Annotated in this window: 20 protein-coding genes; 10 read left to right on the forward strand and 10 right to left on the reverse strand. The window is 72.6% G+C overall.

Annotated elements, in window-relative coordinates; translation table 11 throughout:
• Positions 1–336, reverse strand: a complete 336-nt coding sequence (locus tag OG928_RS26520; protein WP_406288118.1) for a glyoxalase superfamily protein — start codon at positions 334–336, stop codon at positions 1–3.
• Positions 337–439: 103 nt separating this feature from the next.
• Here OG928_RS26520 and OG928_RS26525 point away from each other — a divergent pair, with 103 nt between their 5' ends.
• Positions 440–1819: an NADP-dependent succinic semialdehyde dehydrogenase gene (locus OG928_RS26525; protein WP_406288120.1), complete on the forward strand. Its 1380-nt coding sequence runs from the start codon at positions 440–442 to the stop codon at positions 1817–1819.
• 17 nt (positions 1820–1836) lie between these two features.
• A complete protein-coding gene (locus tag OG928_RS26530; RefSeq protein ID WP_406288123.1) occupies positions 1837–2154 on the forward strand; it encodes a YkvA family protein in 318 nt (105 codons plus the stop codon).
• Between the two features lie 39 nt (positions 2155–2193).
• Here the strand turns inward: OG928_RS26530 and OG928_RS26535 are convergent, their stop codons facing one another.
• The 4 genes from OG928_RS26535 to OG928_RS26550 all read right to left on the reverse strand — a co-directional run bounded on the left by OG928_RS26535 (position 2194) and on the right by OG928_RS26550 (position 6876).
• Positions 2194–3366, reverse strand: coding sequence for a hypothetical protein (locus tag OG928_RS26535; RefSeq protein WP_406288125.1), 1173 nt, complete (start codon positions 3364–3366; stop codon positions 2194–2196).
• Between the two features lie 185 nt (positions 3367–3551).
• Positions 3552–4433, reverse strand: a complete 882-nt coding sequence (locus tag OG928_RS26540) for an acyl-CoA thioesterase (RefSeq protein ID WP_406288127.1) — start codon at positions 4431–4433, stop codon at positions 3552–3554.
• Positions 4434–4449: 16 nt separating this feature from the next.
• Complete coding sequence (locus OG928_RS26545; protein ID WP_406288129.1) at positions 4450–6138, reverse strand: penicillin-binding transpeptidase domain-containing protein; 1689 nt, start codon at positions 6136–6138, stop codon at positions 4450–4452.
• A gap of 189 nt (positions 6139–6327) precedes the next feature.
• Positions 6328–6876, reverse strand: coding sequence for a hypothetical protein (locus OG928_RS26550; protein ID WP_406288131.1), 549 nt, complete (start codon positions 6874–6876; stop codon positions 6328–6330).
• Positions 6877–6992: 116 nt separating this feature from the next.
• Between OG928_RS26550 and OG928_RS26555 the strand changes: the two genes are divergently transcribed.
• The 7 genes from OG928_RS26555 to OG928_RS26585 all read left to right on the forward strand — a co-directional run bounded on the left by OG928_RS26555 (position 6993) and on the right by OG928_RS26585 (position 15871).
• Positions 6993–8303, forward strand: a complete 1311-nt coding sequence (locus OG928_RS26555) for a DUF5685 family protein (RefSeq protein ID WP_406288132.1) — start codon at positions 6993–6995, stop codon at positions 8301–8303.
• Positions 8304–8595: 292 nt separating this feature from the next.
• Positions 8596–9405, forward strand: a complete 810-nt coding sequence (locus OG928_RS26560) for a glycosyltransferase family 2 protein (RefSeq protein ID WP_406288135.1) — start codon at positions 8596–8598, stop codon at positions 9403–9405.
• Positions 9402–10637, forward strand: coding sequence for a glycosyltransferase family 2 protein (locus tag OG928_RS26565; RefSeq protein ID WP_406288137.1), 1236 nt, complete (start codon positions 9402–9404; stop codon positions 10635–10637). The genes OG928_RS26560 and OG928_RS26565 overlap by 4 nt, the downstream gene beginning before the upstream one ends.
• The gene (locus OG928_RS26570; RefSeq protein WP_406288139.1) at positions 10634–11917 is read left to right on the forward strand and encodes a lipopolysaccharide biosynthesis protein; all 1284 of its coding nucleotides are present in this window, start codon (positions 10634–10636) and stop codon (positions 11915–11917) included. Before OG928_RS26565 ends, OG928_RS26570 begins: the two co-directional genes overlap by 4 nt.
• Positions 11914–14676, forward strand: coding sequence for a glycosyltransferase family 2 protein (locus OG928_RS26575; protein ID WP_406288141.1), 2763 nt, complete (start codon positions 11914–11916; stop codon positions 14674–14676). Before OG928_RS26570 ends, OG928_RS26575 begins: the two co-directional genes overlap by 4 nt.
• Entirely contained in the window at positions 14673–15041 is a 369-nt protein-coding gene (locus OG928_RS26580) for a hypothetical protein (protein WP_406288143.1), read from the forward strand. Before OG928_RS26575 ends, OG928_RS26580 begins: the two co-directional genes overlap by 4 nt.
• Positions 15038–15871, forward strand: a complete 834-nt coding sequence (locus OG928_RS26585) for a polysaccharide deacetylase family protein (RefSeq protein ID WP_406288146.1) — start codon at positions 15038–15040, stop codon at positions 15869–15871. Before OG928_RS26580 ends, OG928_RS26585 begins: the two co-directional genes overlap by 4 nt.
• Positions 15872–15908: 37 nt before the next feature.
• On the opposite strand, the gene OG928_RS26590 is transcribed toward OG928_RS26585, so the two are convergent.
• Together OG928_RS26590 and OG928_RS26595 are read right to left on the reverse strand one after the other, a co-directional pair.
• Positions 15909–16691 (reverse strand): family 16 glycosylhydrolase, encoded by a 783-nt coding sequence (locus tag OG928_RS26590; RefSeq protein ID WP_406288148.1) that lies wholly within the window; start codon positions 16689–16691, stop codon positions 15909–15911.
• A gap of 56 nt (positions 16692–16747) precedes the next feature.
• Positions 16748–17908 carry an ATP-grasp domain-containing protein gene (locus tag OG928_RS26595; RefSeq protein WP_406288150.1) on the reverse strand — a complete coding sequence of 387 codons (1161 nt, stop codon included), beginning with the start codon at positions 17906–17908 and terminating at the stop codon, positions 16748–16750.
• Between the two features lie 87 nt (positions 17909–17995).
• Here OG928_RS26595 and OG928_RS26600 point away from each other — a divergent pair, with 87 nt between their 5' ends.
• The gene (locus tag OG928_RS26600) at positions 17996–19183 is read left to right on the forward strand and encodes an FAD-dependent oxidoreductase (protein ID WP_406288153.1); all 1188 of its coding nucleotides are present in this window, start codon (positions 17996–17998) and stop codon (positions 19181–19183) included.
• A 178-nt stretch (positions 19184–19361) separates the two neighbouring features.
• Here OG928_RS26600 and OG928_RS26605 read toward each other — a convergent pair whose 3' ends face one another.
• The 3 genes from OG928_RS26605 to OG928_RS26615 all read right to left on the reverse strand — a co-directional run bounded on the left by OG928_RS26605 (position 19362) and on the right by OG928_RS26615 (position 24834).
• Positions 19362–21638 carry an FdhF/YdeP family oxidoreductase gene (locus OG928_RS26605; protein ID WP_406288155.1) on the reverse strand — a complete coding sequence of 759 codons (2277 nt, stop codon included), beginning with the start codon at positions 21636–21638 and terminating at the stop codon, positions 19362–19364.
• Positions 21639–21723: 85 nt separating this feature from the next.
• Positions 21724–22890 carry a globin domain-containing protein gene (locus tag OG928_RS26610; RefSeq protein ID WP_406288157.1) on the reverse strand — a complete coding sequence of 389 codons (1167 nt, stop codon included), beginning with the start codon at positions 22888–22890 and terminating at the stop codon, positions 21724–21726.
• A gap of 276 nt (positions 22891–23166) precedes the next feature.
• The gene (locus OG928_RS26615; protein WP_406288159.1) at positions 23167–24834 is read right to left on the reverse strand and encodes an extracellular solute-binding protein; all 1668 of its coding nucleotides are present in this window, start codon (positions 24832–24834) and stop codon (positions 23167–23169) included.
• Positions 24835–24885: the final 51 nt, after the last annotated feature.

Genomic DNA, 24885 nt, shown 5'->3' on the forward strand with positions numbered 1-24885 from the left:
TTACTTGTCTGTGGGGGTGCCGATTCTGAGGCGGTTGCCGTCGGGGTCGGTGAGGTGGAGTTCTCGGGCCCAGGGGGGATCTTGCACGGGGGTGGCGAATTCCTGGGCCACCTCGTCGACGTTGTGGACGCGGAGGTAGATCAGGGTGTTCGGGGTGGCGTCGCCGGTGTGTTCCGAGAGGAAGAGCCGGACGTCGCCTCGGGCCACCTCGACGAAGGCCGGGAAGTCGGGTTCGAAGCGGTGTTCCCACTGCTTCTCGAAGCCCAGGCGCTCGTACCACGTGACGGCCTTCGCGGCGTCGGCCACGCGCAGGATCGGGATGGCTTGTTCGTTCATTTCGGCATGATTACAGGTCGCTGTGTCATCCGGCGTGGGGTGGGTAACGGGTCGGCGTAGGACCCGCCGATCGATTTCGTCACCCTGGTTATCTGGAGGGCCCATGGCCATCGCGTCCGTCAATCCGGCGACCGGTGAGACGCTCAAGGAGTTCACGGAGCTCACCGAGCGTGAGATCGACGCGTGCGTCACTCGGTCCGCCGAGGTGTTCCGAGCGCACCGGCGGGACCCGTACGACGTGCGCGCAGCGGCAATGCGGCGGGCCGCCGACCTGCTGGACGCGGAGCGGGCGGAGGTCGCGGCGGTGATGACGGCCGAGATGGGCAAGACGCTCGTCGCCGCCGAGGCCGAGGTGGCCAAGTGCGCGAGGCTGTGTCGGTTCTACGCCGATCGGGCCGCCGGGTTCCTCGCCGACGAGCCGGCCGACGCCGACGCGGTCGGGGCGCGGCGGGCGTATGTGCGGTACGAGCCGCTCGGGCCGGTGCTGGCCGTGATGCCGTGGAACTTCCCGCTGTGGCAGGCCATGCGGTTCGCCGCGCCGGCGCTCATGGCGGGCAACACCGGGCTGCTCAAGCACGCCTCGAACGTGCCGCAGACCGCGCTGTACATGGGGGAGCTGTTCACCCGGGCCGGATTCCCCGAGGGCGCGTTCCAGACGCTGCTGATCGGGGCCCGGCTGGTCGAGCACGTGCTGTCCGACCCGCGCGTGGTGGCCGCGACGCTGACCGGCAGCGAGGCCGCCGGCCGCTCGATCGCGGCGATCGCCGGGCGCGAGCTCAAGAAGACCGTCCTGGAGCTCGGCGGCTCGGACCCGTTCCTGGTGCTGCCCTCCGCCGACATCGAGGCCGCCGCCAAGACCGCGACCACGGCCCGCACCCAGAACAACGGCCAGAGCTGCATCGCGGCCAAGCGGTTCATCGTGCACACCGACGTCTACGACGCGTTCGCGCGGGCGTTCACCGCGAACATGGCCGCGCTCAAGGTCGGCGACCCCACCGTCGAGGGCACCGACGTTGGCCCGCTCGCCCAGGAGCAGGGCGTCCGCGACGTCACCGAGCAGGTCGAGGACGCCAGGGCCAAGGGAGCCCGTGTGCTGTGCGGCGGCGAGCGGCCGGCCGGGCCCGGCTGGTACTACCCGCCCACGGTGGTCACCGACCTCACCCCGGACATGCGGATGTACGCCGAGGAGGTCTTCGGCCCGGTCGCGGGGCTGTACCGGGTCGCCGACCTCGACGAGGCGATCGGGCTCGCGAACGCGACGCCGTTCGGCCTCGGCGCCAACGCCTGGACCACCGACGAGGCCGAACAGGAGCGCTGCGCCGCCGAGTTGGACGCCGGCGCGGTGTTCGTCAACGGCATGGTCACCTCGCACCCCGAGCTGCCCTTCGGCGGGATCAAGACCAGCGGCTACGGCCGCGAGCTCGCGCAGCACGGGATCCGCGAGTTCTGCAACGCCAAGACGGTCTGGGTGGGCGGCGCCTGACGGGGCAGAAGCCTCACGTGGACACCTGGGTTCTCATCCTGCTCGGCATCGCGGCCGTCGCCGTCGTCGCGATGCTCGTGGTCGTCGTGGTGCTGGTCCGCAGGCTGCTGCGGACCTGGCGCCTCGTTCGCGGCCCGGAGGCGACCAGGCGCGACAGGTTGTTGTTCTACGGCGCGCTGATCTACGCGATCAGCCCGGTCGACCTGCTGCCCGACCCGATCCTGATCGACGACATCGCCGTCCTGATGTTCGCCCTGCGCGAGCTGGGCTCCCACGGCCCCCGCCCGGCCCTGCGCGCCGGCATGGAGGCACTCACCCCGCCGAAGGCCCGCTGACCCGACGCCGGGCCCGCGGCGCGCGGACGGCCCACCCGCTCAGGGGTTCGGATCCGGCTCTGCCCGCGCCTCGCCCCGACCGATGCGCACCTCGGAACGGGCCACGGTCCACGCGAAGTACGGCAGCGCGGCCGTGAGCGCGGCCCGGCGGGCGGCTCGCTCGGCCCGGCCCAGGCCGACGCGTTCGCGGAGCACGAGGGTCCCGATCCGCCCGTCGGTCCGCACGGACATGTAGCCGGCGGGCGAAGCGCCGGGCCGGGCGCCGCGTGGATAGGCCACCAGGTCGGGGGCGATGAACTCGACGTCGGTCAGTTCGCCCCACGGCAGGTGCGCGACCTTGCCCCGCACCGAGGTCCTGGTGATGCCGGTCGTGTCGATCCGTACCTCCGGCACGGTCAAGGGGATGAACGCGAACACGACCGCCAGGAGCCCGTACAGCATCGGAAGCATCCCGTAGCTCCAGGCGACCGAGGAACCGTCGCCGGCGACCCTGGTGAGGGCGCCGACGATCGCGAGCACCGCCAGCACGGCCAGGTTGTACACGATGATCCGGACCAGGCGCACACCCCGTCGCGCCGGCAGCACGAGCCCGGCCGGATCGACCCCGGCCGGCACCCCGGCGTGCGGATCGTGCCCGGCCCGGGCGGCGGTCAAGGCCCGACTCGGCAGGGCGTCCGGCGTGTACACGAAGGCGTGCGCGGCGCCCGGCAGCGCGATCACCGCGCCGGTCTCCGGATCACCCGCGCACCACAGCCGCGACACCGGCGACTCGCGTACCAGCTGCCGGAGTTCACTCGACCACGGCGTCCGCACGTCGATCAGGGTGCTGCCGTCCGCCCGGAACAACCGCAGGCCCTCCAGCGGGTATCCGTCCGGGTGTTCGAGCTCCTCGAAGCGGAAGCGCACCTGCACCCAGGGATACGTCCGCAGCAACTCGCGCACGCGCCTGCCCTCCTGCCGGTACAGCGAGAGCCGAGCCGGGATCACCACCAGGAAGACGATCACGAAGACGATGCCGACGGCCACCGCGAATCCTGCCGCCGGCCCGTCCGGCCTGCCGTAGCCGTACCCGAGCAGTGCGCCGGAGATCACCAGGCCGTAGAGCACCCCGCGGATCCGCTTGCGTCGTTCGCCGGCCCGCGCCCGTCGAATCTCCGCCGCCACCCCCGGCGACGCGAAGGCCGGTCCGGCCGCAGGCGTCTGATCGAACATCCCGGACATGACAGCCCCCCGAGCCTTGCATCCGAATTCGGGGAGCCTAGCCGCCCACGCTCGAACTGCCGAGCCCTGAAGCGGCAATTCCGGTTCCAGGAACGGAAGTTCAGCACATGCCGGGCGAGTCCGCAGAGCCTGTCGATGCTTCCCGACACCGCTCGCCGCTCGCCGCCCGACGCGGTTCAGCGCTGCCGGATCACGGCCTCCTGCACCACCGACGCCACCAGCACGCCGTCGTGGTTGTAGAACTCGCCCATCGCCAGACCGCGCGCGTCCTGCGCCGAGGGCGACGCCTGCGCGAACAGCAGCCACTCGTCCGCGCGGAACGGCCGCAGGAACCACACCGCGTGGTCCAACGACGCCATCTGAAGCTTCGCCGGGTTCGTGATGTACGGCCTCGCCGCGGTGCCGGCCAGCGTCAGGTCGGACATGTACGTCAGGCCGCACACGTGCAGCAGCGGGTCGTCCGGGAGCTGCTTCGCGGCCCGCATCCACACCCTCTGGTGCGGGATGCCGTCGACGATGTGGGTCTCCGGCGACTTGTCCGCCGGGACGAAACGCAGGTCCATGAGCAGCCGGGTCTGCGACTCCTCGTAGTGCGCGCGCTCTTCGGGGGTCAGCTTCTCGTACGGGTCCGGCAGTTCTTCCGGCAGCGGGACGTCGGGCATCGCGCGGCGGTGCTCCGGGGTCGCCTCCGGCACCTTGAACGACGCCGAAAGCGTGAAGATCACCGCGCCGTGCTGCACGCCGGTGACCCGCCGGGTCGCGAACGAGCGCCCGTCGCGGACTCGGTCGACCTGGTACACGATCGGCGCCGTGGTGCTGCCCGGGCGCAGGAAGTAGCTGTGCAGCGAGTGCACGTGGCGGTCGGGGACCACCGTGCGGCCCGCCGCCACCAGGGCCTGCGCGGCGACCTGGCCGCCGAAGGCGCGCAGCGGGGCGCCCGCGTGGCACCAGCCCCGGAAGATGTTCTCCTCGATCTGCTCCAAGCTCAGCAGGTCGAGGAAGGTCTCGGCCCGGCCAGGGCCCTCGTCGGCAAGATCGCGTTCCGTCACGCTGCCCATGATGGACTACCGCTCGTCAGCCTGCCGCGCCCAGGAACGACTTCACGATCGGACCGGCCGATTGGCCGCCGGTGATACCGCCCTCGACCCACACGGCGACCGCGATGTCACCGCGATAGGCGACCATCCAGCCGTTGTTGGGCTTGCCGCCGCCGACCTCGGCCGTACCGGTCTTCGCGCCGACGTCGCCGCTCAGCCCGGCGAGTGCGCCGCGCGCCGTGCCCTCGGTGACGACCGCCTTCATCAGCGTGCGCAGTTGGCCGCTCACGGTGGGTGACAGGGTGCGGGGGGCTCGCCACAGCCCGGCCTGGTCGGGGGCCAGGTGCGGTTGGCGGAAGGTGCCGGACTTCGCCGTCGCGACCACCGACGCCATCGTGAGGGGGTTCATCTGGACCTCCCCCTGGCCGATCATGTCCGCGGCCTTCATCGTGTCGGTCGACGCGCTCGGCACCCGGCCGTCGAACGAGACGATGCCGGTCTTCCAGTCGCCGCCGATGCCGAAGTAGTCGTGCGCGAAGGTGGACAGGTCGCCGCCGCCGAGCTTGGCCTGCAGGTTGGCCATCGTCGTGTTGCACGACTGGGCGAACGCGAGCTTGAACGTGCCGTCGGGGAACGAGCGGCCCTCGGAGTTGGTGAACGTCATTCCGCCCGCGTTCGCCGACTCGGGGCAGCCGACCTTGTCGTCCAGCCGGACCGCGCCCTTGTCGAGCAGCGTCGCGGCCGTGACGATCTTGAACGTCGAACCCGGCTGGGTCTTGCCCTGGAACGCGGTGTTGAACCCGCCCGCGGGGTTGTTCGCGACGGCGACGATCTCGCCCGTGCTGATCCGGACCGCCGCGAGCGCGGACGTCCGGGACTCGCCCTTGATCGCGCGCTCGGCCGCCGTCTGCAGGTCGGCGTCGAGCGTGGTCCGGATCCCCCCGTCCTCGGGGGCGGCCGTCTGCACCTCGCCGATCGTCGCGATCTCCTTGACCGGGGCGCCCGTGCCGGCGCTGACGAGGGTGATCACACCGCCGTCCTTGGCCGCCTCGCCGGGCTTGGCCTTGCTCAGCAGGCCCGCCTGGATCTCGCGCAGCGCCGGGTGCTCGGTCACGGACAGCTCCGTGCCGTCCTTCGCGCGCAACACCGAGCCGTCGGCGCCGCCCTGATTGGGCGTCAGCTTCAGCCGGGTGTCCGCGGCCAGCTCCGGATGCAGCACGGAGGGGGCCCAGGTGACGAGGTAGCCCTCGGTCAACTGTGCGCCGGCCTTGCCCTTCGCGACGAGGAGCGCGCCGGCGTAGCTCCACTCACCGGCCGAGCCGACCGTCATCCGCGCCTCGAACGGCACCGGTACGCCGCCGCCGCCGGGAAGTTCGGGTCCGGGTTGGCCCACGGTGAGTGCGCGCCTCGTGATGTGCAGGCCCTCGTTGAAGCTCACCAAAGCGTCGGACGCCCGGGTCGCGTCGTCGGTGAGCCCGCCCGCGCCCTTCCAGTTGCCCGCCGCCCACTCCTCCAGGAAGCGCCGCGCGGCGTTGCGCGGGGTCTGTTCGAGGGGCGTCCCCGTCGCGGAACCGCTGGGCTTCGCGGATGCGGTGGAGGACGGATCGTCCTCGTTCAGAAAGGAGTAGGCCCCATAGCCCACACCGCCGATCAGCGACAGCACAACCACCAGGGTGATCAGCCCGATTAACCTGCGGTTGTCGCGCCCGTACTCGTCGTCGTGCATTTCGACCCCCACCCTCGCGCCGAACCCCTCGGCGGGCCGCGAGCCTACGGGGCAGCCAAAGGGTCGGTGTGCTCGGGGGCCGCTGTTCCCCGGAGGGAAAGATCATTTGTTCGAGTGATTCCGCGCGGGATGGTTCGACGCCCGAGCGTCGCCCGAGCAACGTCCGAGCAACGCCGGACCGACTCTGGGTCAGCCGGCGAGCAACGCCACCAGGCGCGTGGTCAGATCGTCGGCCCGCGCGCCCATCACCCGGTACGACTCGATCGGCTCGCCCATCGGGTCGTCGAGCTCGTCGGCGGGCCGGGCCAGCCGGTTCGCCGGCCGCGACCGGTCGACCTCGGCCAGCCACGCGGCGAGCGACAGCTCGCCGCGCGGACCGAACTTCTCGCCCAGGCGCACGAGTTCGCCGAGCAGGAAGGTGTACGGCAGGGTGTCCGCGGCGAGCGTGTCGATGGCCCACTGGTGTTCGCGCGACATGCCGATGACCAGATCGGCCGAGCGCAGCAGGTCGGCCGTGAGCTTGCGGCTCCGGTGCACGGGCGGTTCGATGCCGTACTCGATCAGCACCTGCACGCTGTTGTCCGCCATCGGTTTGGCGTTCCAGTCGATCGTGCCCGCCGAGGAAACGTCGGCCGACAGCCCGGACCCGGCGAGCCGATGGCGCAGCATTGCCCCGACCAAGGGGGAACGGCAGGTGTTGCCACTGCAGACGACCAGCACCGAAACCGAAGCAGTCATGTCAGGGATCCTAGGCCCGCCCTTTACTCGGTCCCGAACGGGGGTGACGGGCCATCAGTAGGCTGGCCCGTCTGTGGTGGGGACCCAGATCAGCGCAGCGAAAGTGGGGCGAGGGGTTGTTCGGGATCATCCGGCCGTGCCGGCATCGACTGTCGGAGAAGCTGCAGAGCGAGTGGATGGCGCACCTGTGCGGCATGTGCCTCGCGCTGCGCGACGACCACGGACAGGCGGCCCGCGCCGCCACCAACTACGACGGGCTGATCATCTCGGTCCTGGTCGAGGCGCAGTCCGCGCGGCCCACGGCCGAGGGGCGGCGCAAGGCCGGCCCCTGTCCGCTGCGCGCGATGCGCAGGGCCGAGGTCGCGATGGGCGAGGGCGCGCGGCTGGCGGGCGCGGTGTCGCTCGTGCTCGCGTCGGCCAAGATGCGCGACCACATCGACGACGGTGACGGCGTGTACAAGCGCCGGGCGGTCGCCGGGGGCGCGCGCCGGGTCGCCGAGCGCTGGGCCAGGCAGGGCGCCGGCACCGCGCTCGACGTCGGCTTCGACACCGCTGTCATGGTCGAGGCCGTGGACCGTCAGGTCGAGGTCGAGGCGCTGGCCGGCCCCGGGGTGTCCGTGCTCACCGTGACCGAGCCGACCGAGACCGCGACCGGCGCGGCGTTCGCGCACACCGCGCTGCTCGCCGAGCGGCCCGAGAACGCCGAATCGCTCGCCGAGGCGGGTCGGCTGTTTGGCCGGCTCGCGCATCTGCTCGACGCGGTCGAGGACATCCACGCCGACCGCGCGGCCGGGGCCTGGAACCCGCTGCTCGCGACCGGGACCGGGCCGGACGAGGCGCACCGGCTGTGCCGCGACGCCGCGACCGGGATCCGGCTCGCGCTCGACGAGGTGGGCTTCGAGAACGGCGTGCTCGCGCACCGGCTGCTCGTGCACGAGGTCGACGAGGCGATCGGCCGGTCGTTCCGGCACGCCGGCTTCCCGCTCGAATCCCCGTCCTGTTCGACCGGTGCCAAGCACGGCAAGGGCTGCGCCAAGCACGCCGAACCCCGGCTCGCCGCGCGGCCGGACGGGTCGTGGCCCAACCAGCAGTCGCCGTACCAGCAACCCCCGTACCAGCAGCCGCCCCACCAGCAGCCGCCCGGCAACCCCTACGACCCGAACAGCCCGTGGGGTCCGCCCGGTGGCCCGACCCCGCCGCCTCCGCCGCCCGGCGGGCACAACGTGTTCGTGGCGTGTGCGATCTGGGCGGGACTGTGCTGCACCTGCCAGTGGTGCTTCCGCGAGTCGTTCGAGGACCCGTGCACCGGTCAGCAGCGGGAGGGCTGCTGCCACAAGTGCGACTGCGACTGCGGTGGCTGTGGGGACGTCTGCGAGGGGTGTGGCAGCTGTTGTGATTGTTGCGAATGTTGCTCGTGTGACTGCTGACGGGCTCGAAGACGACCGCGGAGAAGGGCTCGAAGAAAGCCCGGAAAAGGCCCGGAAAAAGCCCTGAAAAGCGAAGAAAGTCACCGAACTGGCATTCGACCGGAAAAACGCCCAACCGTAACGTCTTGGTAAAGCATCTTCGGTCCGATTGACCCTGCTTTCGCCGCCCAACCACGATCAGCGATGACCGGGTGTCGTCCCATCGATACCTGGTGTCACCGATCTCGGGCCGGTACCCCGGCCCGATACCGCACACCCCCCGGGGATCGCGGTAGACGGGAGGGGGCCGTTCATGCACGACACGACGCACACGGCACACGCGAAGATCCCACTGCCCCGGATCGCCGGGCCGGCCGGCACCGCTTCACTGCGGGCCGGCCAGCCCGTGCCGGACGCCGCGCCGCGCGACCGGGTCACCCTGGTCGTCCCGGCTCGCAACGAGGCCCGCAACCTGCCCTGGGTGCTTCAGCAGATACCCGAAGGCATCGACGAAGTCCTGCTGATCGACGGGGACTCCACCGACGCCACGTCGCTGATCACCAGCCGCTACCTGCCGGCGGCCCGGGTCATCCCGCAGTCGGGTCCCGGCAAGGGCAGCGCGTTGCGCACCGGATTCCGACACGCGACCGGCGACATCATCGTCACGATCGACGCCGACGGCAGCATGTCGCCGCAGGAGATCCCGCACTACGTGCACTTCCTGGAGAACGGCTACGACTTCGTCAAGGGCTCGCGCTTCGTCGGCGGCGGCGGATCGCTGGACCTCACCCGCCTGCGCAGCCTCGGCAACCACGCCCTGATGCGGCTGGTCAGCGGGCTGTACGGCTACCGGCTCACCGACCTGTGCTACGGATTCTGCGCGTTCCGGCGCTGCTTCCTCGAACACCTCGACCTGCGCTCGACCGGGTTCGAGATCGAGGCCGAGATGACCGTACGCGCGCTCCGCGCCGGCCTGCGGATCGCCGAGGTACCCAGCCTCGAACTCCCGCGCCGCAGCGGCCGATCGAACCTGAACGCGCTGCGCGACGGCCACCGCGTCCTGCGCACCGTGCTGCGCGAGCACGGCGGCGTCCGCCCACCGACCCGGGGTGAGGACGCTTGAGCGCCGACCCCACCGCCCTCGTCCACGTCCGCGTCCTCGATCTGTCCGCCGGCGCCGCCGCACCGCGCCTGACCACCCCCGACGGCGCCCCGACCGAGTGCCCCACCGGCGCCGTGCTCGCGCTCGTGCGGCACGACGCCACCCCCGTGGGCCTGCTCGACGTCGAGCCGGCCGACGCCGACCTCGACCGGCTCGTCGAAGCGGCCCGAACCCGATTCGGCCCGCCTCCCACACCCGATCCCGAGCCCGAACCGCCGAAGCACCGCCCACGCGTCAGCGTCATCGTCGCCACCCGCGAACGGCCCGAACTCCTCACCGCCTGCCTGCACACGCTGCTGTGGCAGACCTACCCCGACATCGAACTGATCGTCGTCGACAACGCCCCCACCACCGCCCGCACCGCGAGCGTGGTCCGCGGCGGCTGCGCGGGCCTGGTGCGCTACGTCCGCGAACCACGACCCGGCCTGGCCGTCGCGCACAACCGCGGCATCGCCGCCGCCACCGGCGAACTGCTCGCCTTCACCGACGACGACGTGCTGGCCGACCCCGGCTGGGTGGCGTCCCTGGTCGCCGGCTTCGCCCGCGCCGATCGGCCCGCGTGCGTCACCGGGCTGATCCTGCCCGCCGAACTGCGCACACCCGCGCAGCTGATGCTGCATCACCACGGCGGCTACGCCAAGGGTTTCGAACCCGTCGTGTACGGCGCCGACGCGCCCCCCGACGACCCGCTGTTCCCGTTCACCGCCGGCCGGTTCGGCTCGGGCGCCAACATGGCCTTCCGGGCCGACGTGCTGCGCGACATGGGCGGCTTCGACCCCGCGACCGGCGTCGGCACCCCCGCGCGCGGCGGCGACGACCTGCTCGCGTTCTTCCGCACCATCGTGCGCGGGCACCGGATCGCCTACCGCCCCGACGCGCTCGTCTGGCACCGGCACCGCGCCGACCACGACGCCGTGGCCCGGCAGGTCCGCGGGTACGGCACCGGTCTGGGCGCCTATCTGACCGCCGCCGTGCTGCGCGAACCCCGCGCGCTGGGCCCGCTGGTGCGCCGCGTGCCGGGCGGGATCCGGTACGCGCTGGCCCGGACCCGGGCCCCGGGCCGGCCCGAAGTGCCCTGGCCCGCCCGGCTCGCCGGGCTCGAACGCCGCGCGATCGCCGCCGGACCGCTGGCCTACCTGCGCTCGCGTGTACGCATGCACGGCGTGCACACGCCCTGGGAGCACGCCCGGTGACGCAGGATCAGCTCCGCCGGCCGGTCGCCCGGCGCGCCGACCCGCTGCTGCGCAACGGCCATGTGCTGACCGTCGGTTCGCTGGTGACCTCGGCCCTCGGCGCGGGCTACTGGGCGTTGGCCACGCGCTGGTACGGCGACGCGACGGTCGGCCGCACCTACGCGGCCGTGTCCGCGATGATGCTGCTCTCCGGGCTCGGCCAACTCGGGCTCGCCAACGTGCTCGTGCGCTTCCTGCCGCAGCCGGGGGCGGACCGGCGCGCGCTGGTGCGGGCCGGGTACGCGGCCGCGTTCGGCGCCACGCTCGTCGCCTCGCTCGGCTTCGTCGCGCTCGTTCCGCTGCTCGCGCCCGGCCTGGGGTTCCTGTACGAACCCGCCACCGGCTGCTGCTTCGTGGCGACCACCGTCGCGTACGCGCTGTTCGCGCTCCAGGACGGCGCGCTCACCGGCCTGCGCCGACCCGGCCTGGTCGTGGCCAAGAACAGCTGCTTCGCACTCGCCAAGATCGGCTTCGTCGCGGCACTCGCCGTCGCGCTGCCCACCATCGGCATCCTGCTGTCCTGGACGCTCGCGCTGCTGCTGACCCTGGCCGGGGTCGACGGCTTTCTGTTCGCCCGCATGCTGCCCCGCCGGCCCGCACCCGCCGGCACGACCCGCAGCACGGCCCGCTCGATCGCGCGCTACGCGGGCGCCGACTACCTCGGCACGCTGTGCTGGCTGGCCGCCACCACGCTGCCGCCGATCATCGTCCTCGAGTCCGCCGGTCCCGCCGAGAGCGCCTACTTCTCGCTCGCGTGGGTGGTCGCCAACACGCTGTACCTGATCAGCCTCAACATGGGCGCGTCCCTCCTGGTCGAGGCGGCGGGGGAGAGCGCGGGGCTCGCCTCGCACTGTCGCCGCGTGCTGCTGCACACCGGCGCACTGCTCGCGCTCGCCATCGCCGTGCTCGTCGTCGGCGCGCCGCTGGTCCTACGGGTCTTCGGCCCCGACTACGCCCGCAACGGCTCGACCCTGCTGCAACTCCTGGCGCTGTCCGCGCTGCCGCACCTGGTCGTGACGACCGCGCTCAGCGCGTGCCGCGTGCTCGGCCGGATGCGCGTCGTGGTCGCGATCCAGGCCGGGCTCGCGACGGCCGTGCTGACCCTGACCACCGTTCTGCTGCCCGTCCTCGGCGTGCTCGGCGCCGGCGTCGCGTGGCTCGGCGCCCAGACCGGAGCCGCCCTCGCCCTCGTCGCGGCCCGCCGGGTCTGGCTGCCCACCACCCTCGGGAGGTCCGCGTGACGGAGACCCCACCCCGCACCAGACGCCTGGCCTGGGTCGCCCTCAAGACCGACGCGATCAACGAGGGCCGGCCGTACGGCGCCGCCGGAGCGACCCCGACCGTGCCCGCCCGACGCGCCGCCCCACCCGTCGCCCGCACCCCGCCCAGACCCACCCTCACGGTGATCGTCTGCGCCTACACGATGGACCGCTGGGACGACCTCACCGCCGCCCTCGCGTCGGTCCGCGCACAGGACGAGCCGCCCACCGAGACCATCCTGGTCGCCGACCACTGCCACGAACTCGCCGCCCGCGCGGCCCGCGAGTTCACCGGCGTCACCGTGCTGCGCAACCGCGGCCGGCGCGGGCTCTCCGGCGCCCGCAACACCGGCGTCGAGGGCGCCCGCGGCGACATCGTCGCGTTCCTGGACGACGACGCGGTCGCCGAACCCGACTGGACCATGCGCCTGCTCGACGGCTACGCCGATCCGAACGTGCTCGGTGTCGGCGGCCGGATCCGGCCGAACTGGGACACCGCGCGCCCCGCGTGGTTCCCGGCCGAGTTCGACTGGGTGGTCGGCTGCACCTACCGGGGGATGCCCGAACACGCCGCCCCGGTGCGCAACCTGATCGGCGCGAACATGTCCTTCCGACGCAGCGTGCTGGTCGAGATCGGCGGCTTCCGCACCGACCTCGGCCGGGTCGGCACCCGCCCGCTCGGCTGCGAGGAGACCGAGCTGTGCATCCGCGCGGCGGCCCGCTACCGCGGCGGCACGCTCGCCTACGAACCGGCCGCCGCGGTCGGGCACCGAGTCCCCGCCGCCCGCACCACCCGGCGCTACTTCCGGGCCCGCTGCTGGGCCGAGGGCCTGTCCAAGGCCGCGGTCAGCCGGCACGCCGGCACCGACAGCGCGCTCGCGTCCGAGCGTTCCTACCTGGCCTCGACCATCCCGCGCGCCCTCGTGCGGCCGTTCGCACCCGGTGGCACCCAACCCAAGGCCACCGTCCCCACCCTCGTCCTGGGCGTGCTCACGACCGCCCTCGGATACGCGGCCGGCCGCGCGCGCGGACTCGGCCGCGACCCGCTGCCGACGCCGCCGGCCATCGCGTTCCGCGCGTTCGGCGTGCTCGCGCTGCCGATCGCGGCCCTGCTGTGGATCCTCGCGGTCCGCATGCCGGTCGCGGTCGACCGAATGCGCGGACTCGGCCTGCTCGACGTGCTCCCCACCCTGTACTGGTGCGCGCTCGGTCTGCTCGTCGCCGGATTCGCCGCGACCCTGCTCGACCGCACCGCCCGCACGTGGCGCCACGCGCTGTACACCGTCGCACTGGTGACGATGCTGCACGCGACGCCCGCCGTGCTCTACGAGCACCTGCGCTACGCGTGGGCGTGGAAGCACGTCGAGGTCGTCGACCAGTTCCTGCGCAACGGCCGAACCCTGAGCGACGCGGGCGAGTTGACGCCCTATCACGAATGGCCCGGCTTCTTCTCGGCGGCCGCGACCCTGGTCCGCGCCTGCGGCGTACCCGACGCGCTCGCGATCGCCGCGTGGTCGCCGCTCGCCTTCGACCTGGTGCTGATCGGCCCGCTCGTCCTGCTCTACCGCACTCTCACCCGCAACCGGCGGATCGTCTGGGCCGCGGTGTGGATCTACTTCTGCACCGCCTGGGTCGGCCAGGACTACTTCGCGCCGCAGACCTTCGCGTTCGTGCTCTACGTGAGCATTCTCGCGCTCGCCCTCGACCGGACCCGCCGCCCGCTCGCCACCCTCGGCCTGTGCACACCGCTCGTGCTCGCGGTGGTGACGTCGCATCAGCTCACCCCGGTCATGGTCGCCGTCGCCGCGCTGGCCCTGACCTGTTCGCGCGCGCATCGACGGGTCGCGCTGCCGCTGCTCGCACTCACCGCGGCGGCCGCGGTGGGCTGGGACCTCACCGTCGCCAGGCCCTTCGTGTTCGATCAACTCGGGCTCGCCGTACGCCAGTTCGGCGACTTCGAGGCGAACGCCAACGCCGGCATGGTCGACCTCGGCGCGGCCGAACCCGGCCAGGTGCTGGTCGCGCGGGTGGACCGCGCGCTCACCGCCGCCGTGGTGGTGCTCGCCGCCGCCGCGCTCGTGCGGCGCCCACGCCTGCGCCGCTCGCCCGCGACACTCCTGGCGATCGCGCCGCTTCCGCTGCTCGCGGCCGGCGCGTACGGCGGCGAGATCATCTTCCGGGTCTACCTGTTCGCGCTCCCGGCGGTCGCGTTCCTGATCGCCTCGTGGCTCGCGCCGCTGCTCGCGAGCCGCGGCCGGCCGCATCCGCGCGCGCTCGCCCTGCCCGTCGTGTTCGCGCTCCTGCTCACCGGGCTCGTGTTCGGCTACTACGGCAAGGAGCGGCAGAACCACTTCGGCGACGCCGAGATCGCCGCCCGGCAGCGGCTCGCCGCCGTGTCCGGACCCGGCGACCTGATCGTCGCGGCCACCAACAACTTCCCCGGCGCCTACGCCGAGTACGAGACGCAGCGACACCGCTGGTTCGCGATGGAGACGCCGGCCCTGCGCGAGCGCGTCCTGCGCGACCCCGCCACGAGCCTGACCACGCTCGCCGACGAATACGACGGTGCCACCGCCTACCTGTTCCTGACCGCCGGTCAGCGGGCCGAGTGCGACCAGACCGGGCTGCTCCCCGCCGGCGCACTGGACCGGATGGACCGGGCACTGGTCGGCGCGCGCCGGTTCACGCTCGTGCTGCGCGATCGGGGCGCGGTGATCTACCGGATCGAGCCGGCCCGATGAACGCCCCGACGAGGGCCCCGACGAACGACCCGGTCCGATACCTTCTCCCCGCCGCGACCGGCTGGCTCGCCTTCGCCGCGCTCGAACTGCCCGCGGGGCACCCGCTGCGCGTGCTCGTGGTCGTCGCGTTCCTGGCCGTCGGGCCCGGATTCGCGGTCGCGGGGGCGGGCCCGAACCGGCTGTCCACCGCCGTGACCGCGGTCGTCACCAGCGCCGCCCTGGGCGCGCTGACCGCCGAGGCGTACCTGCTCGCCGGCACCTTCTCGGGCCCCCGCGTGCTCGGCACGCTCGCGGGGCTCACCACCACCGCGGCGCTGATCCGAACCGCCGCGCACAGTCTCGCCACCCGAGGGGAAATTCGATGAGATCCGAACACGCCGTCCCGATCCTGCTGTACCACTCGGTGCGGGACGACCCGCCGTCGTGGATCGCGCCCTACACGATCGACCCGACCATGTTCGGCCGACACCTCGACCGGATCCTGGCCAGCGGCCGAGTCCCGATCGGCCCCGACCGGCTCGCCGAGGCCCTGCACGGCGGTCGCGACCTGCCGCGCGAGAGCGTGCTGATCACCTTCGACGACGGCTACGCCGACTTCGCCCGGTACGCGCTGCCCCAACTGGTCGAGCGCGGCCTGCCCGCGACCCTCTACGTGACCACCGACGCGCTCTCGCCCACCACCCGCCCACCGCTGCCGCCCGCCGCGATGCTCACCTGGCGCGGCCTGCGTTCGATCGCCGACGCGCCGGGACTGAGCATCGGCGCGCACGGCTGTACACACCGCGAACTCGACACCCTGCCCATCGAGGCGATGCACCGCGAGATCACCGACTCACGACAGCGCTTGGAGGACGAACTCGACCGCGCGATCACCTCGTTCGCCTATCCGTACGGCTACAACAACGGCGCCGTTCGGGAAGCGGTCCGCAACGCCGGCTACACCACCGCGATGGCCGTCCGCGACGCGCACAGCTCCCGCGCGGACGACCCCTGGCGGATCTCGCGGCTGATGGTCCGCGCGGACACCGGCGTCGAGCGGCTGGACGGCTGGCTCGCCGGCGACGGTCCACGCGTCGCGCCGTTCCGCGACCGGCCGCAGACGTTCGGCTGGCGGGCCTGGCGGCAGACCCGGGCCCGGCTGCGCGGCCACCGGCTGCTCGGCGACCCGGAGCCGATCGCCACGCGGGCCGGCTGACCCGATGCGGTACGCACCCGGGGGCGGGCCGTTCGGATCAGCGTGCCCACACGCGCACCGAGCGGATCCGCAGCTCGGCGCCGAGCACGTGCTCCGGGACCGGCCCCGGGTAGCCCATCGCGAGCGTGAACAGCACCTCCATCGGCTCGTGCGGGATCAGCGCGCGGTCGGTCACGGCGAACACCTCCTCGCCGTCGATCGACCACGCCACCCGGTCGGGCTCCCAGTCGAGCGCGAAGCGGTGGAACCGGGCGGACCAGTCGCGCGGCGGCGACGCGTGCGTCCACGCCCGCGGGGCGCCGTCGGGCCCGCGCCAGTGCACCGTGGCCTCCGCCTCGCCGTCCGGGCCGATCAGTTCGACCACGTCCAGCTCGGGCGGCGTGTACCGGGAGACCGGCATCAACCAGAACGCCGGGAACGAGTGCGGCTCGCTCGGCAGCAGCAACTCCGCCTCGACCCGCCCGTACCGGAACGTGAAGCGTGGCCGGCCCGACCAGCTCGCCCGCCCCGTCGAGAGCATCCCCGAGACCCACGGGTACAGCACGCCGTCCGAACCGCGCGTCGGCCGGCGGGCCGCGGTCAGGATCGCCTGACCGTCCGCCACCCGCACCTGCTCCGGCCGGTACCACTGCTGTTCGCGGTTGCCCGCGTTGGTACAACCGTCGACGTTCCAGTCGTAGCAGGTCACCCACCGCCCGTCGGCGGGCGCCGAACCGGTGAAGTCCTCGCGCAGGACCAGGCGCCGTCCGCCGCGCCGCCCCTCGGTCGTACAGGCCGCGAGCAGCGCGACCACGACCAGCAGCACCGTCCACCGCCGCACCCGGCCCCCTCAGCGCCCGAGTCGACGCGCGGCCAGGCCGAACGCCCGCACGGCCGTCACCGCGGCGGGCAGCGGATCGTCGAACGCCAGCCACGCGGGCTCGACCCCGCCGCGCCCGGGCGCGTGCCCGGCCGGTGGGCGGCGCCCGCCCGGCCGCGGTAGGCCGCGAACGCCGCGACGTCGAGGTGCTCGGCGACGTAGCGCCGACCCTCGCGCTGCGCCCCCGCCGGGATCGGCCGGCCGGTCAGGTCCAGGTGCAGCGCGCGGACCACGTCGAGCCCGCACCCGGTCTCGAACATGCGGAACTGCGCGCCGAGGCGCGGATTGAAGTCGACCAGCTTGTACCGCCCGTCGCGCAGATCGAGTCGCCAGTCCAGATCGGCCGGGCCGCGGTAGCCGATCGCCCGGCACAGGCGGGCCGACTCACGTGCGAGACCGGGGTTGGCCAGCGCCCGGGCGTACGTGGTCACGCCCGCATGCGGCGGCCACGAGCGGAGCTTGAGCCCGGTGAACACGGGCGCGCACCGGCCGTCCGGGGCGGCGTACAGGTGCACGATCCAGTCCTGGGCCCACTCGCGCGGGACGTACGCCTGCAACAGCACGCCGTGCGGTGCGCCGACCAGGTCGACCAGCCGCCGCTCGTCGCGCACGAGCGTGGTGCCCGCGACCACCGGTGCCCGCAGCCGATCCCACGGATCCAGGTTCTTGACCACGACCGGATAGCCCAACTCACGAGCGAACAACACGAGTTGCTCCCGATCGACGGGGAACCGGGTGGCCGGCGTCGGGACGTCGTGCGCGACGCAGTGCCGGTACAGGCCGCGCTTGCCGGCCAGCCCGGCCGGCAGGTCCGGCTCGATCTTCGGCAACAGGAAGCACGCCGCGAGCCGGTCCTGGTTCGCGGCGACGAGCACCGCGGCCTCGTCGTCGGTGGGCACCAGGACCGCGCGGGCGGGCAGCCGGCCGCCGATCCGCAACAGTCCGGCGACGAGCGTGGCGGGGTTCTCCAGGCCGCTCGTGGGCCACACGTGCCGTCGGCGCAGGTGCCGCGACAGCGCGGTCGGCGTGAACGCGTCCTCGACCACCGCGTGCACCGCGACCCCGGCGCGTCCGAGCGAGCGCACCGCGCCGACCGCGCCCTGGTGCAGCGGATAGCGGCCGACCTTGAACAACAGCGCCGGCACCGATCGATCCAGCTCGACTCGTCGCACGCCCATGCGGCCGCCTCCCCATCCGGACCTTTCTAGCAGCGCATAGCGATCTTTCACCAGATAAGCCAACAATCCATGACAAAGGAAGAGTCAATGACCGTTGCCATCGTCGGAGCCGGCCCCTACGGGCTCTCGCTCGCCGCGCACCTGCGCCAATTGGGAGTCACCACCCGGGTGTTCGGTGAACCCATGGAGAGCTGGCGGCGCAACATGCCCGCCGGGATGCTGCTGAAATCGCGGCCCGACGCCTCCTCGATCAGCGCGCCGCGGCCGGGATTCACCCTGGCCGCGTTCCAACGCGAAAGGGGCGACGCGGTGCTGACGGGGGATCAGCCGGTGCCGCGCGAGACCTTCCTGGAGTACGGCCGCTGGTTCGCCGACCGGCTCGTGCCGGACGTCGAGCGGACCCGGATCACCGACATCCGGCCCGAGGGCCACGGCTTCGTGCTGGCCCGGGAGGACGGCGCGGACCTCGTGGTCGACTCGGTCGTGCTCGCCACCGGGCTGGCCGCGCACCGGTACATCCCGCCCGTGCTGGAGCGGCTGGGCGGCGATCTGGTCTCACACTCGGCCGAGCACGCGGATCTGGCCGAACTCGGCGCGGACCGCGACGTCGTGGTGATCGGGTCGGGGCAATCGGCGCTGGAGAGCGCGGCCCTGCTGCACGAGGGCGGGGCCGCGCGGGTGCGGGTGTTCGGTCGGGCCGACCGGGTGCGGTTCGCCGCGGCGCCGACGGTGGGGCGGGCGCGGCGGCTCACCCCGGACTCGCCGCTCGGGGCCGGGTGGTCGGTGGCCGCAGCGGCGCGGGGGCCGGCGGCGTTCCGGCTGCTGCCGGCGTGCGTGCGGGTCGATCTGGCTCGGCGGATCCTCGGGCCGTCCGCCGCGTGGTGGTTGCGGGATCGGCTCGACGGGCGGGTCGCGGTGCGGGACGCGCAGACGATCACCCGGGCGCATCGGGAGGGGGACGGGCGCGTGCGGATGCTGGTGCGGGACGGGCACGGGTATCAGCGCGAGGTGCGGACCGACCACGTGCTTGCCGCCACCGGGTATCGGGTCGATCTCGGGGCGCTGGGGTTCCTGGGGGCGGACGTGCGGGGGCGGATCGCGACGGTGGGCGGGTTGCCGGGGCTGGACGCGTCGTTCGGGACGACGGTGCCGGGGCTGTATGTGACCGGGCCGCCGGCCGCGGCGACTTTTGGGCCGGTGGTTCGGTTCGTGCATGGCACTGCGTTTGCCTCTCGGCGGCTGGCGGCGGTGCTTGCGGTGCGGTTCCAGGGGTAGGCGGTTTTGGCGGCCTGATGCCGTTGTCCTCAAGCGCCGGACGGGCTGGGTGTGGCCTCGTCACGTTGTCCTCAAACGCCGGACGGGCTGGGGTTGGCCTGGTCGCGTTGTCCTCAAGCGCCGGACGGGCTGGATTTGGTGGGCTTGTTGAGCCCGTCCGGCGTTTGAGGACGGCTGGTTAGTGGGTGTGGGGGTGGAGGCGGATGGTGATCGACTTGGAGGTGGGGGTGTTGCTTTCGTCTGCGGTGCTGTCCAAGGGGATCAGGACGTTGGTTTCCGGGAAGTAGGCTGCGCAGCAGCCTTTCGCGGTGTCGTAGGAGACGACGCGGAACGCGTCCGCGCGGCGTTCCGTGCCGTCGTGCCATTCGCTGATCAGGTCGACGAGCGAGCCGTCGGCGATGCCGAGTTCGGCGAGGTCGGTCGGGTTGACGAAGATCACGCGGCGGCCCTGCTTTATGCCGCGGTAGCGGTCGTCCAGGCCGTAGATCGTGGTGTTGTACTGGTCGTGGGACCGCACCGTCTGCAGGATCAGCCGACCCGCCGGCACCCGCAGCACCGCGAGGTCGTTGCGGGAGAAGTTGGCTTTGCCGGTCGTGGTCGGGAACCGGCGTTCGTCGCGCGGCCCGTGCGGCAGCACGAACCCGCCGGGCTCGCGCACGCGCCGGTTGAAGTCGGTGAACCCCGGGATCACCCGCTCGATCCGGTCCCGGATCAGGTCGTAATCGCGCGCGAACTCGCCCCACGGCACCGAGACCCGCTCGCCCAGCACGCGCTCGGCGAGGCCGCACACGATCGCGACCTCGGACCGCAGCCGCGGCGACGCCGGCGGCAGCTTGCCGCGCGACATGTGGACCGCGCTCATCGAGTCCTCGACCGTGACGAACTGGTCCTTCTCGGTCCGGCCGAGCGTCGGCAGGATCAGCGCGCGCCGACCGGTGACCGCATGCGAGCGGTTGAGCTTGGTGGACACCTGCACCGTCAACCGGGTGGCCCGCATGGCCGCCTCGGTCGCGGCCGTGTCCGGCGTCGCGGACACGAAGTTGCCGCCCATCGCGACGAACACCTTGACCGCGTCGTCGCGCATCGCCCGGATCGCGTCCACCACGTCGTGCCCGTGCTCCCGCGGCGGCGCGAAGCCGAACTCCTGTTCCAGCGCGTCCAGGAACTCCTTGGAGGGCTTCTCGTAGATGCCCATCGTCCGGTCGCCCTGCACGTTGCTGTGCCCGCGCACCGGACACACGCCGGCTCCGGGCCGGCCCACGTTGCCGCGCAGGAGCAGGAAGTTGACCACCTCGCGGATGGTCGGCACCGAGTTCTTGTGCTGGGTCAGGCCCATCGCCCAGCACACGACGATCCGCTTCGCGCCGAGCACGCGCCCGTGGATCCGCTCGATCTGCTCGCGCGCCAGACCGGTCGCCTCCAGCACGTCGTCCCACGACGTGGTCCGCACGTCCGCGGCGAACTCGTCGAAGCCGTGCGCGTGTTCGTCGATGAACGCGCGATCGAGCACCGTGCCCGGTGCCGCGTCCTCGGCTTCGAGCAGCAGCCGGTTGAGCGCCCGGAACAGGGCCAGGTCGCCATTGACCCGGATCTGCGCGAACTCGTCGGTCAGCTCCGTCCCGGCGCCGAGCATGCCCGACACCTTCTGCGGATTCTTGAACCGCAGCAGCCCGGCCTCCGGCAGCGGGTTGACCGACACGATCGCCGCACCGGCCTGCTTGGCCTTCTCCAGCGCGGACAACATGCGCGGGTGGTTCGTGCCCGGGTTCTGACCCACCACGAAGATCAGGTCGGCCTTGTACAGGTCCTGCAGCGACACGCTGCCCTTGCCCACCCCGAGGGTTTGGGTCAGTGCCGAACCGCTCGACTCGTGGCACATGTTGGAGCAGTCCGGCAGGTTGTTCGTACCGAACGCCCGGACGAACAGCTGGTACACGAACGCGGCCTCGTTGCTGGTCCGGCCGGACGTGTAGAACGCCGCCTCGTCCGGCGAGTCCAGCGCCGCCAACTCCTCGGCGACCACGTCGAACGCGTCCTCCCACGAGATCGGCGCGTAGTGCGAGGCGCCCTCGGCGAGGTACATCGGCTCGGTCAACCGGCCCTGCTGGCCCAACCAGTAGTCGGACTTGTCGGCCAGCTCGGCGACCGGGTGCGCCGCGAAGAAGTCGGCGCCCACCCGGCGGACCGTGGCCTCCTCGGCGACCGCCTTCGCGCCGTTCTCGCAGAACTCGGCCGCACTGCGGTGGTCCGGCTCGGGCCACGCGCAGCCGGGGCAGTCGAAGCCCTTCTTCTGGTTCACCTGCACGAGCGTCAGCAGGCTGCGCCGCACGCCCATCTGGCGGCCGGCGTGCCGAAGCGACCACGCCACCGCCGGGAGCCCGGCCGCGTACTCCTTGGGCGGCCCGACCACGAGTGCCTCGTCGCCTACGTCGTCCACGGGCGCCTTGCTGACCATGCGGGTGCTCCTGCTGCTCGAACCGGTCGTCCGACACGACCCTGTTGGTCCGTACGTTACGCCCCCGCCATCAGCCGGCCGCAGGTCAGCAGCCCTGGAGCAGCCCCGGGGAACCCTGTGCGATCGCGTCCGGACTCTCGGTGTGCAGCCGCTGCGGGGCAACACCCAGCTCGCCGGTGAGCCGGTGCGTGGTCGCCCGGACCATCGCGGCCGAGCCGCTGACGAAGACGTCGTGGTCGTGCCAGAAGCCGTATCTCGCCAGCACATCCGGTAACGCGCCCTGATCGCCCGCGAACGAGCGGTCGTGGGTCACCGCCGGTATGACCTTCAACCACGGGTACACGTCGGCCATCGCCGACAGCGCGTGCAGGTCGTACAGGTCCGCCCCGTACTTGGCACCGATGAAGACGTAGGCCCGGTTGGCCAGCTGACGCTGCGCCATGTGCTGGACCAGCGCCTTGATCGGCGCGAGCCCGGTACCCGAGGCCACGCACAGGGCGCGGCGCAGCGTCTCGCCGCGCAGCACCAGGCCGCCGCGCGCGGGACCGAGCCGGATGTGGTCGCCGACCCGGGCCCGGTACACGAGCGCGTTGCTCACCCAGCCCGCCGGCACCGCCCGGACGTGCAGTTCGAGCCTGCCGTCCACGCGCGGGGCGTTCGCGATCGAGTACTGCCGCCAGACCCGCGGCCACCACGGCGTCTCGATCGTGACGTGTTGGCCCGGGTGATAGGGCAGCGGCCGGTCCGGTTCGACGGTGAGCACCGCGATGTTCTGGGCGCGCCGCTCGTGCCCGGTGATCACCGCGTCCCACCAGGGTGGCGCCTCCTCGGCGTCGTCGGCGGCGGCCTCGATCATCACGTCCGAGGCCCACGTGTACACCTCCACCCAGGCGGCCTGCAGCTCGGCTGTCCAGCGCGGGCCGAGGTAGCGGGCGAGCGCGCCGATCAGTGCGGTGCCCACGGCCGGGTAGTGGTCGTCCAGGACGCCGTACTTGCGGTGGTCGCGGCCCAGCTGACGGAGGAATCGGCGCAGCTCGTGCGGCTCGTCGCTGCCGGTGCCGAGCCGCAGCAGCGCGGTCAGCAGCCGGTCGCGCTGCAGGTCCATCGCCGGCGGAAACAGCGCGCGCAGATCGGGCCGTTGGAGGAACAGCAGGGCGTAGAAGTGCGAGACCAGATCGTTCGCGGCGCCGGCGACGGCCGTGAGGCTGTCGCGGAGCAGATCGGCCCGCGAGGGATCGGGACTTCCGGACATGGCGGACCGCATCCTCGTGTGCTCGGAGCGAGGGACACGGCACCGACCGGCACGGGGACATTCGGGGCAGAGTCGTCTGCCGACATGTACCGCCATCGCCGGAAACCGCCGGTCACCCGAAGGGGGAGGGGTTAGACGGTAAGCGGCGGCCCGAACGCGGAGGGTGGGGAATGCGTGAAGCCCGCCACGGCGAACCGCGGCGGGCTTACGCTTGAGGATTTCTTGGCCCGTGTGGGTGACATGGGCGTTACGTGCGGGTCTGCGACGGACGGTCGGTCAGCGCGGGATCTCTCTGTCGAAGTTGCCCGCGATCAGGGCGTCCGCGCGCCGCCCGGCGCTGCTCGGATCGATGCCCTTCGCCAGCACGTTCACGGCGAACTCCTTGAGCGGGTTCGACGTCCAACCGGGCGCCTGTGGGTAGGGCCGGCCCTGCTTGAGGGCCTCCAGCGTGGCGGCAAGCATCGCGTTGCCACTGCCGGTGACGGTGGTGACGCCGGTCAGCGCCGGCACCGTCTCGTTCTCGTCCGCCCAGCGCTGCTGCCACGTCGCCGAGCCCAGCACGCGGAGCAGGTTCACCGCCCCCGCCGGATGCGCGGTCTTCGCCGACACCGCGACCACCGAGCTCCACACGGCGACGGCCGACGGCTTGTCCGCGGACCGCCCCGGGATCGGGAAGGCCGCCGTGTTGCGCGCCGTCTCCGGCGACGTGCGGACCAAGTCCGGGAACATCCAGGCCGGCTGGATCACCATCGCCGCCTTGCCGCCCGCGAGCACCTTGGCGATCGAACCGGCCGGGTCCATGCCCTCGTCCACGTCCTTCGGTGCGGCGGAGTACGCCTGGAGCCGTTGGAAGAAGGAGATGCCGGCCTTGCCCTGCGCGGTGCCCAGCCGCCCGACCCAGCGCCCGTTCTCCCGCTCGGCTATCGCGCAGTCGTCCTCGTACAGGCAGGACGTGATCTGCGTCCACGCCTTGCCGGTCATGTGCAGGGCCTCGAACTTCGGGTCGCTCGCGTAGTGCTTCTTGAGGTTGTCGAGCTGGGCGATCCACTCGTCCCGGGTGCGCGGTACGACGAATCCGGCCGGGTCGCAGAGCCGCTTGTCGTACAGCACGACCGGCGCGTACACGTCCATCGGCAGCGCGTACAGCTTGCCGTCCACCGTGCACGCGGCCCGGGCCGCCGGATGCCACGCGTCGATGTTCAGCCGGCTCGCGTACGGCGTCAGGTCGAGCAGTTCCTCGCGCAGCACGTGCCGGGCCAGGCTGAAGGTCTGGGTCTGGAACAGGTCGGGACCCTGGCCCGCGGCGAACACGGCGTCCAGCTTCTGGTTGTCGGCGAACTCCTGGACCTCCGGCTTGAGGGTGCCGTACGGATCCGCCTTGAGCAGCGCGGCGGTCAGATCCGTGTTCGACTTTGTCTGGTCGATTCCCGGGGTGATCTGCGCGTCGAGCCACATCGTGAGGGTGTACGGGCCACTCTCGGCCGTGGGCACATCCGGCACGGGCGGCGGTGGTGACGCCGTGTTCGTCGTGGGACCCGGCCCGGGCTTGCCGGCCGCCTTGTCGTCGCCGCGGGTGAGCAGCCACGCGGCGACCCCACCACCGGCCGCCACGACGGCCGCGACCGAGCCGGCCGCGATCACCTTGCGCCGGGAAGAGCCTGCGGCCGATGCTGCCGGAGGCGGTTGCGGGGCCCACCCGGGGGGCGGCGGGGCCCACCCGGGCGGCGGCGGCATGTTCGGGTGTTGTGGATGCTGCGGGTACTGCTGCTGTGGCGGTGGCGGGGCGGCCGTCGGCGCGTACGTCGGGGGCGGCGGCGGAGGCGGATAGGACTGCCCGTACGGCAGACCGGAGGCCGGTCCGCCGGGCGGTGCGGTCGGCGGCTGGGGCGGGTGGACCGGCGAGTCGTCCGACGACGGCTCCGGGTCGTCGTTCCACGACGGCACTGTGTTGCTCCTCCGGGGCAAAACTACGAATACGAGGGACTGCGGGTGAGG

Source organism: Embleya sp. NBC_00896 (assembly GCF_045207785.1).
Classification (GTDB): Bacteria; Actinomycetota; Actinomycetes; order Streptomycetales; family Streptomycetaceae; genus Embleya.